We start from the raw sequence: 15854 nt of genomic DNA, 5'->3' as shown, positions 1-15854 counted from the left end.
TCAGACATTGATATAAAGGGTAGCGTGACATCATGGACTATACGGTGATTATCGGTCTTGAAGTCCACGTGCAGTTACAGACCAAAACCAAACTTTTCTGCGGTTGCTCCACGAAGTTTAACCCGGATCAGCCGAACACACAGACCTGCCCTGTCTGCCTGGGATTACCCGGCGCACTACCAGTGCTGAACCGTGAAGCATTTCGCTTAGGCATGAAAACCGGTCTGGCCATCAACTGTGAAATTCCGTCCTTCACCAAATGGGACCGTAAACAGTATTATTATCCAGACCTACCCAAAGCCTATCAGATCAGCCAGTACGACCTCCCCATGAGCCAGAATGGCTGGCTGGAAATCGAAATCGATCCGGAAACGCGTGAAACGAAAAAAGTGGGCATCATCCGTGCCCACCTCGAAGAAGATGCCGGAAAAAACAGTCACGACGAATCAGGACGGGGCCAGGACAGCAAAGTCGACCTCAACCGGTGTGGCACCCCCCTGGTGGAGATCGTTTCCGAGCCCGATCTGCGCTCGGCACAGGAAGCGCGTAAATACCTGGAAGAACTGAAACTGCTCCTGACTTACATTGACGTCTCCGACTGTAATATGCAGGAAGGGAGCCTGCGCTGTGATGCCAACGTGAACCTGCACATCCACCAGGAAAACGGCGATGCGATCGCCACAACGATTGTCGAAATCAAAAACCTCAACAGCTTCCGAGGGGTCGAACAGGCGATCGAGTACGAAGTCAAACGCCAGTGGGAAGAATGGCAGAAGACCGGTCTGACTCTAAAAGAGGTATTTAAAGAGACCCGAGGTTGGGATGCGGACCGAGGTATTACACTGGGCCAACGAAGCAAGGAAGACGTCGCTGACTATCGCTACTTCCCGGATCCGGACCTGGCCCCGGTTACGGTAACCGATGCGGAACGCGAAGAGGTCATGAACGAACTTTGTGAACGCCCCGCGAACCGCAGAAACCGGTTCCAAGCCGACTATGGGCTTTCTACCTACGACGCTGCAGTTATCATCGATCAGGGGATTGCTTTTGCAGACTATTTTGAGACGGTAGCCCAGGGATGTGACAATGGTAAACAGGCAGCGAACTGGGTCACCCAGGACGTTCAGCGGGAATTAAACGAGCGGAGCTGTCAGATCGCTGACTTTCCTATCCGTCCTGAAGTGCTGGCAGCCTTACTCCAGAAAGTTGAAGCCAGTGAGATCACAATCAAAAGTGCCCGCACCGTATTTCAGGTCCTGCTGGAAGAAGACGCCTCAAGCGTTGAGCGAATTCAAGCAGTAATTGACGAAAAAGGCCTGGGCCTGGTTTCAGACACCGGAGAACTGGAAGCGATCGTCGAGACTGTTGTCGCGAAAAACGAGAAAGCAGTCGCCGACTTCCAGAGCGGCAAACAGGCTGCGGTCGGAGCGTTGATTGGCCAGGTAATGCGGGAAATCAAAGGAGCTGATGCAAAAGTTGTCAGAGAACTCCTGATCAAGAAAATGAGCTGAACACGGATATTTCCAAACGAGCGACGGCTTCGTTCAGACATGCAACCGGAATGGCTGGCGAGCATTCAGCCATTCCTCGTCAAACATCGCGTCTAGAAAATCCCCAGTTCATCTCGTGCGTCGTCGGTCATCAAATCAGGCGACCAGGGGGGAGTCATTGTCAGCTGGATGGTTGCTTCATTCACATCATCCACTCTCTCCAGCGCCATCTTGGCCTGCGTGATAATCTGTGGACCGGCAGGACAAGCAGGACTGGTTAACGTCATGGAAACGGTGACCTTGGACGGATCTTCTTCCGACCGAAGAATTTCATAAACGAGTCCCAGATCCACGATATTGATGTTTAATTCGGGATCAATGACCTGCTTCAACGCTTCAACCAGCGCATCATCGCCGCCTACCCCTTTGAATGCAGAGAATACCGGTAGCTGATTCTCTTCTTTCTTTTCTCCAGTCTCGTCTCTGGATTCATCGGACATGGTTCTGCTTCTCCTCTTGGAAGTGATGACGCCCTGTTTCGATCACTTTTTAAATTTACCTGATACCAAACAGAACCTTGCAAGCTTGTAAAGAAAACTCAGTAATTCTGCTTAATAATATGATTATTAGAATACAGCCTCAAAGAGGCATTAGTTCTTGCTTTAATTGAATACGACCTGAAAAAGCCCGACAAAATACGCACAAGAAGTCTTTAGTTAGTTCTAGCAAAGATCTTACGATCTCTAACTTCTACCACAAATGTACGTACGGGCTTGGTGGCAGGCATACAGAGTGCTTTACCGGTCTGTAAATCAAACCGAGCACCATGGCGGGGACAAACGATCGCCCCCTCTTCAATACACCCATCAGTCAATGGCTGACCATCATGCGTACACACATCTTCAATCGCGAAGTACTGGTCCCCCGCACGAATCAGTAGCACGGGAGTATCTTCAACGAATACTTCCAGACGGTCAGCATCCTGAAAATCGTCAATGGATGCGATTTCTTCAAAGTCGAGCATTTGTCTATTACTCTATTGTCTGTATCCAGTGAAAATTTACCGACCAAAACCCAATTTTTTGATAATCGCCTGATTCAGCGTCTCACGGACGGCCTCGACAGGGATTCGATCGAATACGGTCTGGAAAAACCCTTCCACGATCATATGCATGGCCTCATACTCGGACATGCCTCGTGACATACAATAGAAGATCTGCTCTTCATCAACGCGCCCGGCCGTCGCACCATGTGTACATCGTACATCATCTGCCTCGATCTCCAGCCCTGGAATCGCATCGGCCCGACAGGTGGGCGAAAGCATGAGAGAATCGTTACGTTGATAGCCGTTTGTCTGCTGGCCTTCTTTTTCGACACGGATCATCCCACGCCAGATGGAACGGGCCTGATCCCGCAGAACCTGCTTATACAGCAGGTCAGAACGTGTTTCAGCTGCATTATGTGACTGTTGCGTGTAGAACGAATGGATCTGATTATCAGTCGAGAAGGTCACACCATTGACTTCAGCTTCAGAGCCACGGCCATCCAAAACGACATCCTGATGGATGTGAGCCAGCTTGGCACCAATTCCTCCGACGGTCCACTGCAGGAAGCCGTTGTTTTCGACTCGCCCCGCCTGATGGGCAACATGCCACACCTTATGATTCCAATTCTGCAACTGGACGTATCGCAGGCGTGCCTCTTTGGCGAGAAGCAGTTCAACGGCCCCCACATGCAGCCCGAGCAGATCATCGCTCACGGAAGTGGTTTCTTCCAACAGAGTTGCGGAGGCCCCCTCTTCCAAAATGACCAGCGTGTGACTCAGGTCAGCCGCCTTGTCAGCCTGAAGAGTGATCAGACTGTGAAGCGGAGCATCCACAACCACATTACGAGGCACATACAGAACGGTTCCACCAGTCCAGAATGCAGCGTGCCATGCGGAAAAGCGATCACGCTGACTGTCAACAGCCCGGGTCATAAAATAGGGCTGAATCAATTCGCCATGTTCGCGAACCACTGTCGCGAGGTCGCCAAAAATCACTCCTTTGGCTGCCAGTTCTTCCGACATTTCGCTGGAGATCAACTGCCCGTCTGTGTGCTTCACATGACCAGCAAAATCAGCCTGTCCGGTGAGCAGTGTTTCCGTTTCCGGTGCAGCTGACTGTTCAGCCTGTGCTGTACACAGTTGAAACCGGTCTGGACGCAGGGCACGTAAATCAACCCGTCGCCACTCTTCCGGATCGAGTTCCGTTTCCAGAAGCTCGCGGTAACGCTGAAATGCCTGACGCCGGGATTCGGTAACCCAGGCCGGCTCGTCACGCGTGGCCAGAAATGCTTCAAATGCTGCTTCACCAAAACCGGCGGGAATTTCAGCAGACGTATTCACGGACGGAGTGCTCATTGTACTCTCTGTATTACTTTCAATATCGGAATCAGTGCGAGTCAATTCGGCCACGGGCCATGCTCGCTGTAAACCAGTTGATGACTTGAATAATGGAACTGAACTCCTGAGTCTGACCTCGGGAATTAACCAATCGAACCTTCCATCTGTAATTCAATCAGTCGGTTCATTTCGACTGCATATTCCATGGGCAATTCTTTAACGAGGGGCTCAATGAATCCAGTGACGATCATGGATGATGCTTCCGCCTCGGTTAAGCCGCGGCTCATGAGGTAGAACAGCTGTTCTTCACCAATCTTGGAAACACTGGCCTCGTGCTCGATTGCCACATCATTGTCTTCGATCTCAATGTAGGGATATGTATCACTACGGCTTTCCGGATCGAGCAGCAGGGCATCGCAGACCACGTTGGATTTACAGTGATCCGCTTTAGGATCAACCTTCACCAGACCACGATAGCTGGATCGGCCGCCATCCTTGGAAATACTCTTGGAAATAATGCGGCTGGACGTATTCGGAGCACAGTGGACCATTTTCGCACCAGCGTCCTGATGCTGCCCCTTGCCGGCAAAGGCAATAGAGAGAGTCTCTCCACGGGCACCTTCCCCCATCAGATAGATGGCGGGATATTTCATAGTCAATTTAGAACCAAGGTTACCGTCGACCCACTCCATCAGCGAATCTTCATAGGCAAATGCCCGCTTGGTCACCAGGTTATAGACGTTGTTCGACCAGTTCTGAATCGTGGTATAGCGGAAGCGTCCGCCTTTTTTCACGATGATTTCCACAACAGCAGAGTGCAGACTTTCCGAGCTGTAAGTCGGAGCGGTACAACCTTCGACGTAGTGGCAGGAAGCCCCTTCATCGACGATTACCAGTGTCCGCTCAAACTGCCCCATGTTTTCCGAGTTAATCCGGAAGTAGGCCTGCAGAGGAAATTCGATGTGAACTCCGGGCGGCACATACACGAATGAACCACCTGACCAGACAGCCGAATTCAAAGCAGCATACTTATTGTCATTGGGTGGAATGATGGTTCCGAAATATTCTTTCAACAGCTCGGGATGATCACGCAGGGCCGAATCGGTATCGGTAAAGATCACGCCCTGCTTAGCCAGGTCTTCCTGGAGGCTTCCATATACCACCTCGGATTCATACTGTGCTTTGACTCCAGAGAGGAATTTCTTTTCCGCTTCGGGGATCCCCAGGCGGTCATAAGTTTTCCGAATGTCATCAGGCACTTCATCCCAGCTGCGTCCCTGCCCTTCCGAGGCGCGAACGAAATAATGAATGTCCTGGTAATTCAGTTCGGATAAATTCCCACCCCACTCGGGAGTCGGTTTCTGTTCGAAAATCTCAAATGACTTCAAACGAAATTCCCGCATCCAGGCCGGTTCGTTTTTCATCTCGGAAATCTGGGCGACGACTTCCGCATTCAAACCTTTTTTGCCGGTAAATACATATTTGTCGGTGGGATCATGAAACCCGTATTGGTATTCACCAATATCAACGCTTTCATTTTCCGAATTGGTATCCAACCTGGTTGCCATTTCAACTTCTCCCACTTTGTATTAACGGATACATCTCTCAATGTTGAGGATGTTTAGTTTTAAACTCGATCGCTTTTTTATCTGCCACTAAAACTCTGCCAGCCAACTAGACAGGCTCAACGGTTTCAGAAACTTCCTCTGCAGCTGCTTCGGGATGACGTTCGCGAATACTCGCATAGCCGTGTTCGTGAAGCTCAGCAGCCAGCCGGGCATCGCCGGTTTCCACAATCCGACCTGCCAGCATCACATGTGTAAACTGTGGTTCGTTGAATTCCAGAAGCCGCTCGTGGTGCGTAATGATCAAGACGCCCATCTCCGGACCGGAGAGACGACTCAGGCCTTCACTCACGACTTTTACCGCATCGCTGTCCAGACCACTGTCAGTTTCATCCAGTACAGCGAACTTGGGTTTGAGCAGGGCCAGCTGCAGAATTTCCATCCGCTTCTTTTCACCACCCGAAAAACCTTCATTCAGGTATCGGCGAGCCATCTCGAGATCCATGCCCAGATCGTTCATCTGCTCACGCAGTTCCTTACGGAACTCACGCATCGGAATCAGCTTTTCGCCTTCTTTCCGTTCCGGATCTCGAACGTTTGACATCGCATGCCGCAGGAAGTCGGCGACTTTGACTCCTGGAATCACAACAGGATACTGAAAGGCCAGAAACAGCCCGAGGCGAGCACGTTCATTCGGATCGAGCTCCGAAATATCCGTGCCATCGATTTCGATTTTACCCTGAGTAATTTCGTAACTCGGATGACCAGCCATTGCATAGGCCAGCGTACTTTTACCGGAACCGTTAGGCCCCATCAAAGCGTGAATCTCACCCTGTTTGATTTCCAGGTTGACCCCCTTGAGGATCGGTGTACCACTGACTGAGACATGCAGGTCGGTAATTTTCAACAAACTCATTTTTCGTAATTCATCCTGTCATTCAGAATTCGACTCGAATTCGGAAACCTCATAAAACGGAATTGTGTTCAATTAACTTGTCTGTGCTTCAAATTCACAGCAATGATGCCCGTCCAGACAGCATTCGGAGAGATGCATCTTGGTGCCGAGCACGCGTTCAAAGACTCTTTGTTCCAGTTCACAAATCGAAGCGTCTGCACTGGCAATATCGTGGTAGGGACAGTTATGTTCCCGGAGAATCGGTAATGGACCGGTATGATCCAGTTCCACAACAAACCCGCGTTCTTCCAGAGCCTGCTTCAACTGCTCCATCCGCCCATGCAGGGAAGGTGCATCCACGTGTTTTCCATACTGCTGCACCAGTGCTGTCTGAATACGTGAAGCCAGTCGGCAGCGTAATTCTTCGTTCTCGATCCCCTTGAGCTCATCCCAGAGGATGTTGGCCAGCTCAGCGTAGTTATCGCCCAACAGCCGCATGCCCAGACTGGTCACGGAATAGGTGTAATGGGGACGTCCTCGTCCCTCTTTCACCTGGGTGCGTGCAATCAGGTCTAATCCCTGTAAACGCACAAGCCGTTGACGGACTGCCGTTGCCGTCACGCCTTCCTGATCACAAATCTCTTGAATAGTGGCAGACTTGAGACGATTAAGCCCCAGCAGAAAGCTACGATCATTTTCATCAATTGAAACGCGCATTGGTCGTGCTCTCATAAAGTAATAAGGGGTAACAGTTTCGAGAAAACTTTCCAGGGCTCCCTGTTCCAGATTATGCCGGAGGGTCAGCACCCGTTTGATTCATTCTTTATACCAGCATCCTAGGCAGATTTATTATTTTTGACAACCAATATTGTCAAAATTGATCAATTGAGATTCAGTTTCAAAATCGCCCTGGAATTCGCTCGTTTTTCCAGAATCGTCTTGGAACGTAAATCTATATTTGATAGTATCATACAACAATCAGGGTCGCCTGATTCGGAGTAGCGCTTTTCAGGACCACTCAAACCTGGTCCTACACCAGACCCACTTTACTACCATCCTGAACTCATTTTCTCAAGAAATGCTGTAACACCACGCAGACTCTGTCGCTGGGAACTGTACCTGAAGACAGACAACGGATGAAATCGGAGTCAATCGCCGACCAATGTTACCTGCAAATGGGAACCGACTGAAAATGAAATACCAAAGGCTACCTGCCCCCGTGATCTTGCGCCCCCTGTTAATGACAGCTTTAATCCTGATCTTCTGTGGATGGTTAGCCTCCCCAGGCCAGGCACAGGATGACTCTCCCGCCAAGCAGCCAGCCAAAGCGGAGCAGCAAACTGAATCACTGGAAGCCGCTCTGGAACAAGCCGAAGCCGAAGCCGACAAACCTGCCACAGGTGGGTTTGCCCTGGTTGAACAAAAAGTGGATGAGCTATTCGGAAAGTTCAACGGTATTCTGGCGAAAATCATTTTTTATCCTGTCCCCATCACACCGACGCAAATCGAAAAGGGAACGGGAGTCCCGCTGGCAGTACTCTGGCTGGTGATCGGTGCCACATATTTCACATTACGAATGAACTTCATTAATATCCGCGCCTTCAAACATGCAATTCTGCTAGTCCTGGGGAAATATGATAACCCTGAAGACGAAGGCGAAGTCACTCACTTCCAGGCTTTAACCGCCGCCCTGTCTGCCACCGTGGGCCTGGGAAATATAGCCGGGGTGGCTGTGGCGATCAGCACGGGTGGCCCCGGTGCCATGTTCTGGATGATGCTCGCCGGCCTGCTGGGTATGACTTCGAAATTCGCAGAATGTACTCTCGCCCAGATCTATCGACGCATTAATCCTGACGGTCGCGTGATGGGGGGGCCGATGTGCTATCTGTCTACCGGATTAACTCAACAGTTCCCCGGAAATGCCTTTTTAAAAGGTCTCGGAGGTTTCCTGTCCATCCTGTTTGCCGTCATGTGCATCGGCGGCTCACTGGCAGGGGGAAATGCCTTTCAGGTTAAACTATCTCTGGGTGCTGTAGCAGAGACCTTTCCCTTACTGAAAGAAAACAGCTGGGTGTACGGCCTGTTAATGGCAGTCTTCGTCGGGATTGTAATTATCGGTGGCATTCGCAGCATTGCGCGAACCACGGAAAAGATCGTCCCCTTTATGTGCGGTATTTATGTGCTGGCCGGAATGGCGATCATTATCCTGAATATCCAGAAAGTCCCGGCCTCATTCATGGCCATCATTGAAGGTGCCTTTAACCCGGACGCGCTGTATGGCGGAATCATGGGCGTGCTGATCATCGGCTTTCAGCGTGCAGCCTTCTCCAACGAAGCTGGCGTCGGGTCGGCAGCCATTGCTCACTCAGCCGCCAAAACCGAATATCCCGTCCGTGAGGGAATCGTAGCCTCATTGGGCCCCTTCATCGACACCATCGTGATCTGCACAATGACCGCACTGGTTATTATCATCACCGGTGCTTATAACGATCCGCAATATGCAGACCTGATCGCGTCCAATGAAGGTGCTGCCCTGACAGCAGAAGCAATGGACTCACAGATCCCGTATTTTAAATATGTGCTCTCTGTCTCAGTGATTCTCTTTGCGTATTCAACAATGATCTCCTGGTCTTACTATGGAGAAAGATGCTGGGCCTTTCTGTTCGGCGACAGCCAGAAAGTATCCATGGCTTATCGAATTCTGTTCCTGGTCTTTGTAGTCCTGGGTTCCATCGTCTCGGCGACCAACGTACTTGACTTCGGTGACCTGATGATCCTGGGCATGGCTTTCCCCAACATCCTGGGTGTGCTGCTGCTCTCTAACAGGGTCAAACAGGAACTGGATAAATACTGGAGCCGTTACAAGACTGGGGAATTCGATGAGCAGGCCAGTAGTTGACCTGTCGTAAATCTCGAACAGTGCTGTTGCCTCTGACGTCGATTACATATAATTATTACAGTCGTTTGTTTTCACTCTCTCCCATTCAGGAAAGCATGACATCATGAGCTACTTTCATGGCAAAAAAATTCTGGTTCCCATCGATTTCTCAGAAACCTCTCTGGAAGCCATCAAGAAAGCCATTGAAATTGCAGAAGACCCGGCAATGGTGACCGTCGTGCATGTGATGATCCCGCTGGACCTGGTTTCCCCAGGTGTGCTGTTCGGCGGACTGACCGATGAAAAACGAACTGATCACGTCAACAAACTGGCAAAAGAAGAATTCGCGAAGCATCAGATTGAAGGTATCACCTTCGAAACCCTGATCGGAGACCCTGGCATTAAAATCGCTGACTACGCGAAAGAAAAGGGAATGGAACTGATTGTCATCCCCTCACATGGCTATACAGGGATTACCCGGCTGGCACTGGGATCTGTAGCTGAGCGGGTCCTGAGACATGCCCCCTGCCCGACGCTGGTACTGAGACAACCAAAACCCTGAATTTCGCTTTTCAGGATTCGCCGTTTTTCTTTGGCTTGGCGGGAGACTCCGGTGCCGGGGCAGGAGCCAGTTCTTCCACGACCAGATTGCGAAAGTGAATTTCGGAACCTTCACTCTGCAGTGCGATAGCCCCTTTGCTGGGGTCGCAACCTGTGACCTCTCCCAGCTTGATGCCGTTGATCATCACCGAAATACTTCCGGAGCGACAGGTCAGCACACACTTGTGCCATTTTCCGACAGGCAGATCCAGCGGAGTGGTCGGCGACAGCTTGTTGGCAGATTTCGCACCACTTCCGGGAGTAGGAAACACGAAACCAGCTTCCGGTCGATGCAACTGTACCTGAAATGCTTTGGGCCAGACCTTATCAGGCTCTGCCGTGAAAAGCAGGATGCCACTGTTAGCGTTTGGGTCACCCGGATACATCCACTCCATGCTGAACTGAAAATTTTCGTATGTCTTCTGGGTGCGAATATAACCGTAAGGCTTCCCGGTACACGTTAAAACGCTGGGTTGATCCTGCCCGCCACTCACCACTTTCCAGGTCACGTTCGGATCAGTTTCCTTCGATTCTTCACTGACGAATTTCCAGTGATCCCAGAAATCACCGCCATTGAGCAGTTTCTCAGGCCCAGGCAAAGTCTTGGGAGCGGGTGGAGCTTTTTTCGTTTCAGGTTCAGGAGTCTTTTTCTCGTTTTCAGTCGGTGCTTCAGCCGGTGTAGAAGACTGTGCCCATACTGCTTCAGGGCTGGAGAGAAAACAGAGTGCCATCATGGGCAACAAGAGTGAGGACCATCTTCTGATCAAGACACCTGGCCTGGCGCAGACAGTCTCCCGTCTCCACTTCTCCCGAGATCGATGATGGAAATACAACACGCTGATTTTGCCCGACTTGACTGTTAAAAGAACCTGATTATGGAAATGTAGATAAAGAATCAATTATTCTAAGCCCACATTCATCAACATTCAATTATGGCCGGCGCTCCATCTGCCAGTTTTCAAAAATGGCCTGCTTCCCATTCTCTGAACACAAAGCCACACCATCAGACTAACAATGGCCCGGGGGGGATACCAGCACCAATTCCATGCATTTCGCCACATTCGGGAACTTCTATAACGATTATAACGGGTCTGTCAGGCAGCCCACCAAAGCCTGCACCGAACTTCCAATCCCCAGCGATCTGTGAATTTTATTTGACGGTCAAGTTCCGGGATTGATAAACTGTCCCTAGAACCGGAACAATCTACCCTCTCCCCTTTACAAAAGATTGGTGCTCTTATGCAATTTAATCCTGGCTCCTCCGCTGATAATAAATCTCCCGAATTTCTGCAGATCTCTCGACGGCACTTCGTCAGAACCATGGGAGCCGCTCTGGCAGGCTCTCCACTGCTGGGTGCAGAGCATCTACTGGCAGGCCAGGCGGATACTCCAGCAAAAACGACTGCCCCAGAACCACTGGTCAAAAAATTGTACGAAAGCCTCACACCGGCGCAGAAATCCAAAGTCTGTTTCGACTGGGATCATAAGAGCAAATCAGGACTGCTCCGCCAGAAAATCCAAGCCAACTGGAACATCACCAAACCTTATGTCACGAGTGATTTCTATAACAAAGACCAGCAGGAGCTGATTGAAGCCATCTTCTTCGGTCACTTTGATCCCAGCTGGCACAAAAATATCCGTCAGCAGCTACTGGATGATCAAGGAGGCTACGGTGAAGAACAGTCGATTGCCATTTTTGGAACCCCTGGTACAGATCAGTTCCAGTTTGTCATGACCGGCCGACACTCAACGGTTCGCTGTGATGGTGACAGCGCCGAGCACTTGGCATTTGGTGGCCCGATTTTCTATGGACATGCTGCCGAGGACTTCAACGAAAAACCGGATCATCCCGGAAATGTTTTCTGGCAACAGGCTCTCAAAGCCAATCAGGTTTACAAGATCCTGGATGGAAAACAACGTAAACAGGCACTGATTCCTCAAGCTCCCCAGGAATCACGAGTGCAGTTCAAAAAGTCAGCCGACCAGATCACCGGTCTGCAGATCGCCGACATGACTAAGGACCAGAAACAGGAAATGCAGAGTGTTCTCAGCCTGTTATTGGAACCGTTTCGAACCTCAGACCAGCAGGAAGTGCGCAAGTGCATTGATACCCAGGGTGGGCTGGACCAGTGCCGAGTCTCCTTCTATCAGTCCGGAGATATCGGCAATGATGAAACCTGGGACATCTGGCGACTGGAAGGCCCTTCCTTCGTCTGGCATTATCGCGGTGCCCCCCACGTTCATGTGTGGGTCAACGTATCAGATGATCCCAAAACCAAAATCACCACTACTTAATGCAATGAATGTGCATCGCAGGGGACTGAATTCCAGCCCCTGCTTCTGTCGTTCACTGACACTGAATTGACAACGCTAAGTGGCTTTTCATCTTTAAAGAATAACCGGGATCACAGTGCGCCCACAATTGCCCACTGCTGGGCAAAGTATAAGCCATCAGTAGAAAATAATTGAGCGGTTGAGCATGCGGCGCCTCGGTCTACATAACTCACCGCTACAGGTGCACGTCATCATTTTCACTGCGTAAAACTGATGATCAATCCACATCACAACTAATCACTCAGTGTGCTGTATCCCTGCCGCGATTGCTGTTTCGGAAAGTCATGAATCACTTGCAAAAATATTAATGCAATCGGAAACTCATGAATATTTCAATCGCTGAAAAAATATTTCCCAGGCAAACAGAAGAGAAACAGAAAGTTCTTTCAACTCATTAAATCCTTGTTTGATGTCGGTTGACTTTCTGTCGCGATAGACAATATTGGTTGATAGCAATTCTTGTTTTCTATTTTTTAGTATGGAAAAATAATTGCGATTACTTATGATACGCTCTGCCGTATCAGTTTCGATGTCAGCAGAATAAAAAAATCTGACAGCGTAACAGCCAGGCAGCCTTGGCAGATACTTTTGTTATTCACAATCGGAATCTTTTTTCTGATTGTAAATATAGACCTGATCTACTCTCCAGACAGCAGGTGACCGAGTGACTAAAGAGCTTCTCTCACAGCAAAAAGTCAGTTCGTTCTCAACTCCAGCTTCCTCAATAAAACCAGATCATGCCAGCCCAACACTCTCGCTGTCAGAGCGTATTTCGATCAACCAGATAACTACCTACCACTGGTCGTTCAAAGAAAGTTTGAACGGTCTACTTTCGGCAGGCATCCCTGCGATTGGATTGTGGAATCGAAAAGTTCTGGACCTCGAACCTGCAGAGGCAGCTGAACTGGTCATCGATTCCGGAATGAAAGTCTCCACAGTTTCCCTTGCTGGAGGATTTACAGGCTGCAATGAATATGCGTTTGAAGACGCCATTGCTGATGCGATCCAACTGATCTGCTTCGGTGGTCAGGTTAATGCCTCCGCCATCCAGATCGCCAGTGGACCTCGAGCGGGACACACACTCAATCACGCCCGTGACTTGACCACGGAAGCTCTCAAACGACTGGGGGATGTTGCTTCACTCACCGGGACCCGGCTGGCACTCAAAACAATGCGATCCCCGCAGTCCCGCCACTGGACATTTCTGAATTCTCTGCACGCGAACCTGGAACTGATTGATGCTTGTGGGCATCCTGCAGTTGGCCTGGCACTGGAACCGGCATTGCTGCTCAACGAAGAAAATCCTGAGCAGTTACTCTCCGAAATCATGCCACTCATTGCCTCAGTTCAAGTTTCTGACTGGGACATCTCTGAAGAACTGACGGACGAGTTCCCGCAGTACCAGTTGCTCGAGATGATCCATGATTCAGGCTACAAAGGTTTCTACGACCTGGAAATCTGGTCCGAAGAAATCTGGCAATCCGACTACGAATCTCTGTTGAGTCGAGTGCGACAACTCACACAGGCAGAGTCTTCCCGCTACGAATAGTCACACACTGACTCGGCCTCCATTCCCCGGAACTGCTGCGAATCATCGCGTCTGTAGATTGATTCCGGACTCCCTGTTGGTTTACCATGGTTGACAGAGACGATCTGCACATGCAGCACACCAACTTCTAAAATCCAGCCAGTATATTCCTCCCCGCATACTCCCTGCTTAAGTTGGTAAGCAGAATGTCTCATGAGTTGACGCAATTCCCCGCTCTCCGGTACGCGGTGAAGAAATACGCCGAATCAGTCCGTCTCGGAACTCCTCACAGACATGGTAACCAGCGATGGAGCATGAATCTTACAGCCTGGATGATCTAGCAAGACAGCTAGGTCGTGACAAACGCGAGTTGGAAAAACTGGTAAGCCGGGGCAGAATTCCCGGCCGTAAGGTTAACGGAGAATGGCTGTTCAACTCGACCGAAATCACACACTGGCTGGAACAGGAGATGCGGAGCTACTCCACCACCGAGCTGGAACGTGTAGAACAGACCCACCCCACGACTCAATTGGATTCAGAGCACTTGATCAGCAGCCTGATGCCTGAAGAGTTGATGGAAGTCCCCCTGGATGCCCGCACCAAACGCTCCGTTCTGGAAAGTCTGATTGAAATTGCCGGCCGAACCTGGCAGATCTGGGAACCGTCAGCGGTCCTGACCGCTGTCCAGGAACGTGAAGAAGCGTACCCGACCGCCTTTGATAACGGTGTTGCAATCCCCCACCCCCGTAATCCACTCTCCGATGCCGTCGGAGAACCGGTCATCGCTTATGGCAGAACACTCACGGGAATCCCTTTTGGCTCAGACAGAGGCGGACTGACAGACATCTTTTTCCTGGTGATCTGCTCCGACACAGCAACACACCTCTCTGTTCTGGCGCGACTGGGACGAATGCTGCAACTTCCCGATTTTGTCGATCTGCTGCGCGAGGCAAGCACTCCTCAGGAGACCAGACAGGTGATCATCGAAGCGGAAAAACGGGTCGCAGAACAGTAACATTCGTCACCAGTGAGCTCAGCCGGTTCTCTGCATCCTGATGATTCAGCTGAAATTCATCTTGCAGTCACATCGAAATCTGTCCGGAACTCGATTGATCCGTTTCCTGAGATAATCCGACAGACATCATTGACGAATCTGTCTCCAGCACAAAGAATAGTTTTCACTGCTCGAACTTTCGCCCCTGTCTGAAACCATTCTCACAATCAAGTTCTGTACAGGGCGCCCCTTCCAGAAAAATAGCGGGCAAAGAAATAAACGGTCAACATCAATCATATTTGAACGTGATAAAGAATAACCGCCATGAACGTAGAACTGCCTGAACCTCTGGACGTGATTGCCGTAGGTGCCCACCCCGATGATGTCGAAATAGCCTGTGGCGGTACTCTGGCCAAACTGGTCCAGCAGGGATACCGGGTCGGCATTATCGACCTGACTGATGGTGAACCCACTCCTCTCAGTCCCGGGCCGGAACACCGTCTCGAGGAAGCCCGAAAGGCTGCAGAGATTCTGGGAATTCATGTCCGGGAAACCCTGGAACTGACCAACCGGCGGTTGTTTGACAGTTTTGAAAATCGTGTCGCGCTGGCAACGCTGTTTCGCAAATACCGTCCCAAAGTCGTTCTGGGCCTGGCAGGTAAAACCCCCATGGCCTCCCCTGATCACTGGCAGGCGATGCAAATCACGGACGCTGCAGTGTTCTATTCGCGTCTGACAAAATGGAATGAGCACTTCAGCCACACGGAGCCGCATACCATTCAGAAGCAGGTCTGGTACCCCCTTGGTTTCGGCTCACTGAATTACCCGGAAGGCAGCGGGCAGTTCGTGGTCGATATTTCCGAGACCATGGACCAGAAGCTGGAATCGATTCGCGCCTATCAGTCGCAGTTTCCCCCAGAAAAGAAACGTGTCTACCGCCTGGTCGAGAGCCAGAACAGGCTGGTCGGCACCAGTGCCGGTTTTGAAGCAGGTGAACTCTTCATCTGTGCCACGACCCTGGGAGTCCGGGATCTGGTGCAAACGGTCTGCCCCTGAAATGCTTCATAAGACACTAAAAAACCAGCAGATACGGCATTATTAAAATTTCCATCGTCATAAAAAGATGTTATGATACTATCAGAAATCGCACATGTGTCCCCTACGGACATCGGAATTGAGTAGCCACT

The 15854-nt window shown here is 50.5% G+C and carries 14 protein-coding genes; 7 read left to right on the top strand and 7 right to left on the bottom strand.

Features of this window, described 5'->3' with window-relative positions; genetic code table 11:
- Window positions 1-32 precede the first annotated feature (32 nt).
- The gene (gene gatB / locus HG66A1_RS05555; protein ID WP_145181227.1) at window positions 33-1511 is read left to right on the top strand and encodes an Asp-tRNA(Asn)/Glu-tRNA(Gln) amidotransferase subunit GatB; all 1479 of its coding nucleotides are present in this window, start codon (window positions 33-35) and stop codon (window positions 1509-1511) included.
- 92 nt (window positions 1512-1603) lie between these two features.
- Here the strand turns inward: gatB and HG66A1_RS05550 are convergent, their stop codons facing one another.
- From HG66A1_RS05550 to HG66A1_RS05525, 6 genes are all read right to left on the bottom strand, one after another.
- Entirely contained in the window at window positions 1604-1990 is a 387-nt protein-coding gene (locus HG66A1_RS05550; protein ID WP_145037367.1) for a metal-sulfur cluster assembly factor, read from the bottom strand.
- A gap of 212 nt (window positions 1991-2202) precedes the next feature.
- Window positions 2203-2514: a non-heme iron oxygenase ferredoxin subunit gene (locus tag HG66A1_RS05545; RefSeq protein WP_145181226.1), complete on the bottom strand. Its 312-nt coding sequence runs from the start codon at window positions 2512-2514 to the stop codon at window positions 2203-2205.
- Between the two features lie 36 nt (window positions 2515-2550).
- Entirely contained in the window at window positions 2551-3891 is a 1341-nt protein-coding gene (sufD, locus tag HG66A1_RS05540) for a Fe-S cluster assembly protein SufD (protein ID WP_145181225.1), read from the bottom strand.
- A 125-nt stretch (window positions 3892-4016) separates the two neighbouring features.
- Window positions 4017-5441, bottom strand: a complete 1425-nt coding sequence (sufB, locus tag HG66A1_RS05535) for a Fe-S cluster assembly protein SufB (protein WP_145181224.1) — start codon at window positions 5439-5441, stop codon at window positions 4017-4019.
- Window positions 5442-5547: 106 nt separating this feature from the next.
- Entirely contained in the window at window positions 5548-6354 is an 807-nt protein-coding gene (sufC, locus tag HG66A1_RS05530) for a Fe-S cluster assembly ATPase SufC (RefSeq protein WP_145181223.1), read from the bottom strand.
- Window positions 6355-6426: 72 nt separating this feature from the next.
- The gene (locus HG66A1_RS05525; protein WP_145181222.1) at window positions 6427-7050 is read right to left on the bottom strand and encodes a helix-turn-helix transcriptional regulator; all 624 of its coding nucleotides are present in this window, start codon (window positions 7048-7050) and stop codon (window positions 6427-6429) included.
- 475 nt (window positions 7051-7525) lie between these two features.
- Here HG66A1_RS05525 and HG66A1_RS05520 point away from each other — a divergent pair, with 475 nt between their 5' ends.
- Together HG66A1_RS05520 and HG66A1_RS05515 are read left to right on the top strand one after the other, a co-directional pair.
- Window positions 7526-9232: an alanine/glycine:cation symporter family protein gene (locus HG66A1_RS05520; RefSeq protein ID WP_232106758.1), complete on the top strand. Its 1707-nt coding sequence runs from the start codon at window positions 7526-7528 to the stop codon at window positions 9230-9232.
- A gap of 103 nt (window positions 9233-9335) precedes the next feature.
- The gene (locus HG66A1_RS05515; RefSeq protein ID WP_145181221.1) at window positions 9336-9773 is read left to right on the top strand and encodes a universal stress protein; all 438 of its coding nucleotides are present in this window, start codon (window positions 9336-9338) and stop codon (window positions 9771-9773) included.
- Window positions 9774-9783: 10 nt separating this feature from the next.
- Here HG66A1_RS05515 and HG66A1_RS05510 read toward each other — a convergent pair whose 3' ends face one another.
- Complete coding sequence (locus HG66A1_RS05510) at window positions 9784-10545, bottom strand: DUF1080 domain-containing protein (protein WP_232106850.1); 762 nt, start codon at window positions 10543-10545, stop codon at window positions 9784-9786.
- A gap of 505 nt (window positions 10546-11050) precedes the next feature.
- Here HG66A1_RS05510 and HG66A1_RS05505 point away from each other — a divergent pair.
- The 4 genes from HG66A1_RS05505 (at window position 11051) to HG66A1_RS05490 (ending at window position 15723) form a co-directional block, all read left to right on the top strand.
- Window positions 11051-12106 carry a DUF3500 domain-containing protein gene (locus tag HG66A1_RS05505; RefSeq protein WP_145181219.1) on the top strand — a complete coding sequence of 352 codons (1056 nt, stop codon included), beginning with the start codon at window positions 11051-11053 and terminating at the stop codon, window positions 12104-12106.
- 703 nt (window positions 12107-12809) lie between these two features.
- Window positions 12810-13694, top strand: coding sequence for a sugar phosphate isomerase/epimerase family protein (locus HG66A1_RS05500; protein ID WP_145181218.1), 885 nt, complete (start codon window positions 12810-12812; stop codon window positions 13692-13694).
- Window positions 13695-13980: 286 nt separating this feature from the next.
- Window positions 13981-14688, top strand: coding sequence for a PTS sugar transporter subunit IIA (locus tag HG66A1_RS05495; RefSeq protein ID WP_145181217.1), 708 nt, complete (start codon window positions 13981-13983; stop codon window positions 14686-14688).
- Window positions 14689-14991: 303 nt separating this feature from the next.
- Window positions 14992-15723, top strand: a complete 732-nt coding sequence (locus tag HG66A1_RS05490) for a PIG-L family deacetylase (protein ID WP_145181216.1) — start codon at window positions 14992-14994, stop codon at window positions 15721-15723.
- Window positions 15724-15854: the final 131 nt, after the last annotated feature.

The organism is Gimesia chilikensis (assembly GCF_007744075.1).
In the GTDB taxonomy this organism is placed as follows: domain Bacteria; phylum Planctomycetota; class Planctomycetia; order Planctomycetales; family Planctomycetaceae; genus Gimesia; species Gimesia chilikensis_A.
Note: the sequence above shows the minus strand (reverse complement) of the source record. Positions and strands in the feature narration are given on the sequence as shown.

Bases quoted from the DNA above. Each gene is read 5' to 3' on its own strand.
- gatB (WP_145181227.1), top strand. From the start codon at position 33: ATGGACTATACGGTGATTATCGGTCTTGAAGTCCACGTGCAGTTACAG.
- HG66A1_RS05550 (WP_145037367.1), bottom strand. From the start codon at position 1,990: ATGTCCGATGAATCCAGAGACGAGACTGGAGAAAAGAAAGAAGAGAAT.
- HG66A1_RS05545 (WP_145181226.1), bottom strand. From the start codon at position 2,514: ATGCTCGACTTTGAAGAAATCGCATCCATTGACGATTTTCAGGATGCT.
- sufD (WP_145181225.1), bottom strand. From the start codon at position 3,891: ATGAGCACTCCGTCCGTGAATACGTCTGCTGAAATTCCCGCCGGTTTT.
- sufB (WP_145181224.1), bottom strand. From the start codon at position 5,441: ATGGCAACCAGGTTGGATACCAATTCGGAAAATGAAAGCGTTGATATT.
- sufC (WP_145181223.1), bottom strand. From the start codon at position 6,354: ATGAGTTTGTTGAAAATTACCGACCTGCATGTCTCAGTCAGTGGTACA.
- HG66A1_RS05525 (WP_145181222.1), bottom strand. From the start codon at position 7,050: ATGCGCGTTTCAATTGATGAAAATGATCGTAGCTTTCTGCTGGGGCTT.
- HG66A1_RS05520 (WP_232106758.1), top strand. From the start codon at position 7,526: ATGAAATACCAAAGGCTACCTGCCCCCGTGATCTTGCGCCCCCTGTTA.
- HG66A1_RS05515 (WP_145181221.1), top strand. From the start codon at position 9,336: ATGAGCTACTTTCATGGCAAAAAAATTCTGGTTCCCATCGATTTCTCA.
- HG66A1_RS05510 (WP_232106850.1), bottom strand. From the start codon at position 10,545: ATGATGGCACTCTGTTTTCTCTCCAGCCCTGAAGCAGTATGGGCACAG.
- HG66A1_RS05505 (WP_145181219.1), top strand. From the start codon at position 11,051: ATGCAATTTAATCCTGGCTCCTCCGCTGATAATAAATCTCCCGAATTT.
- HG66A1_RS05495 (WP_145181217.1), top strand. From the start codon at position 13,981: ATGGAGCATGAATCTTACAGCCTGGATGATCTAGCAAGACAGCTAGGT.
- HG66A1_RS05490 (WP_145181216.1), top strand. From the start codon at position 14,992: ATGAACGTAGAACTGCCTGAACCTCTGGACGTGATTGCCGTAGGTGCC.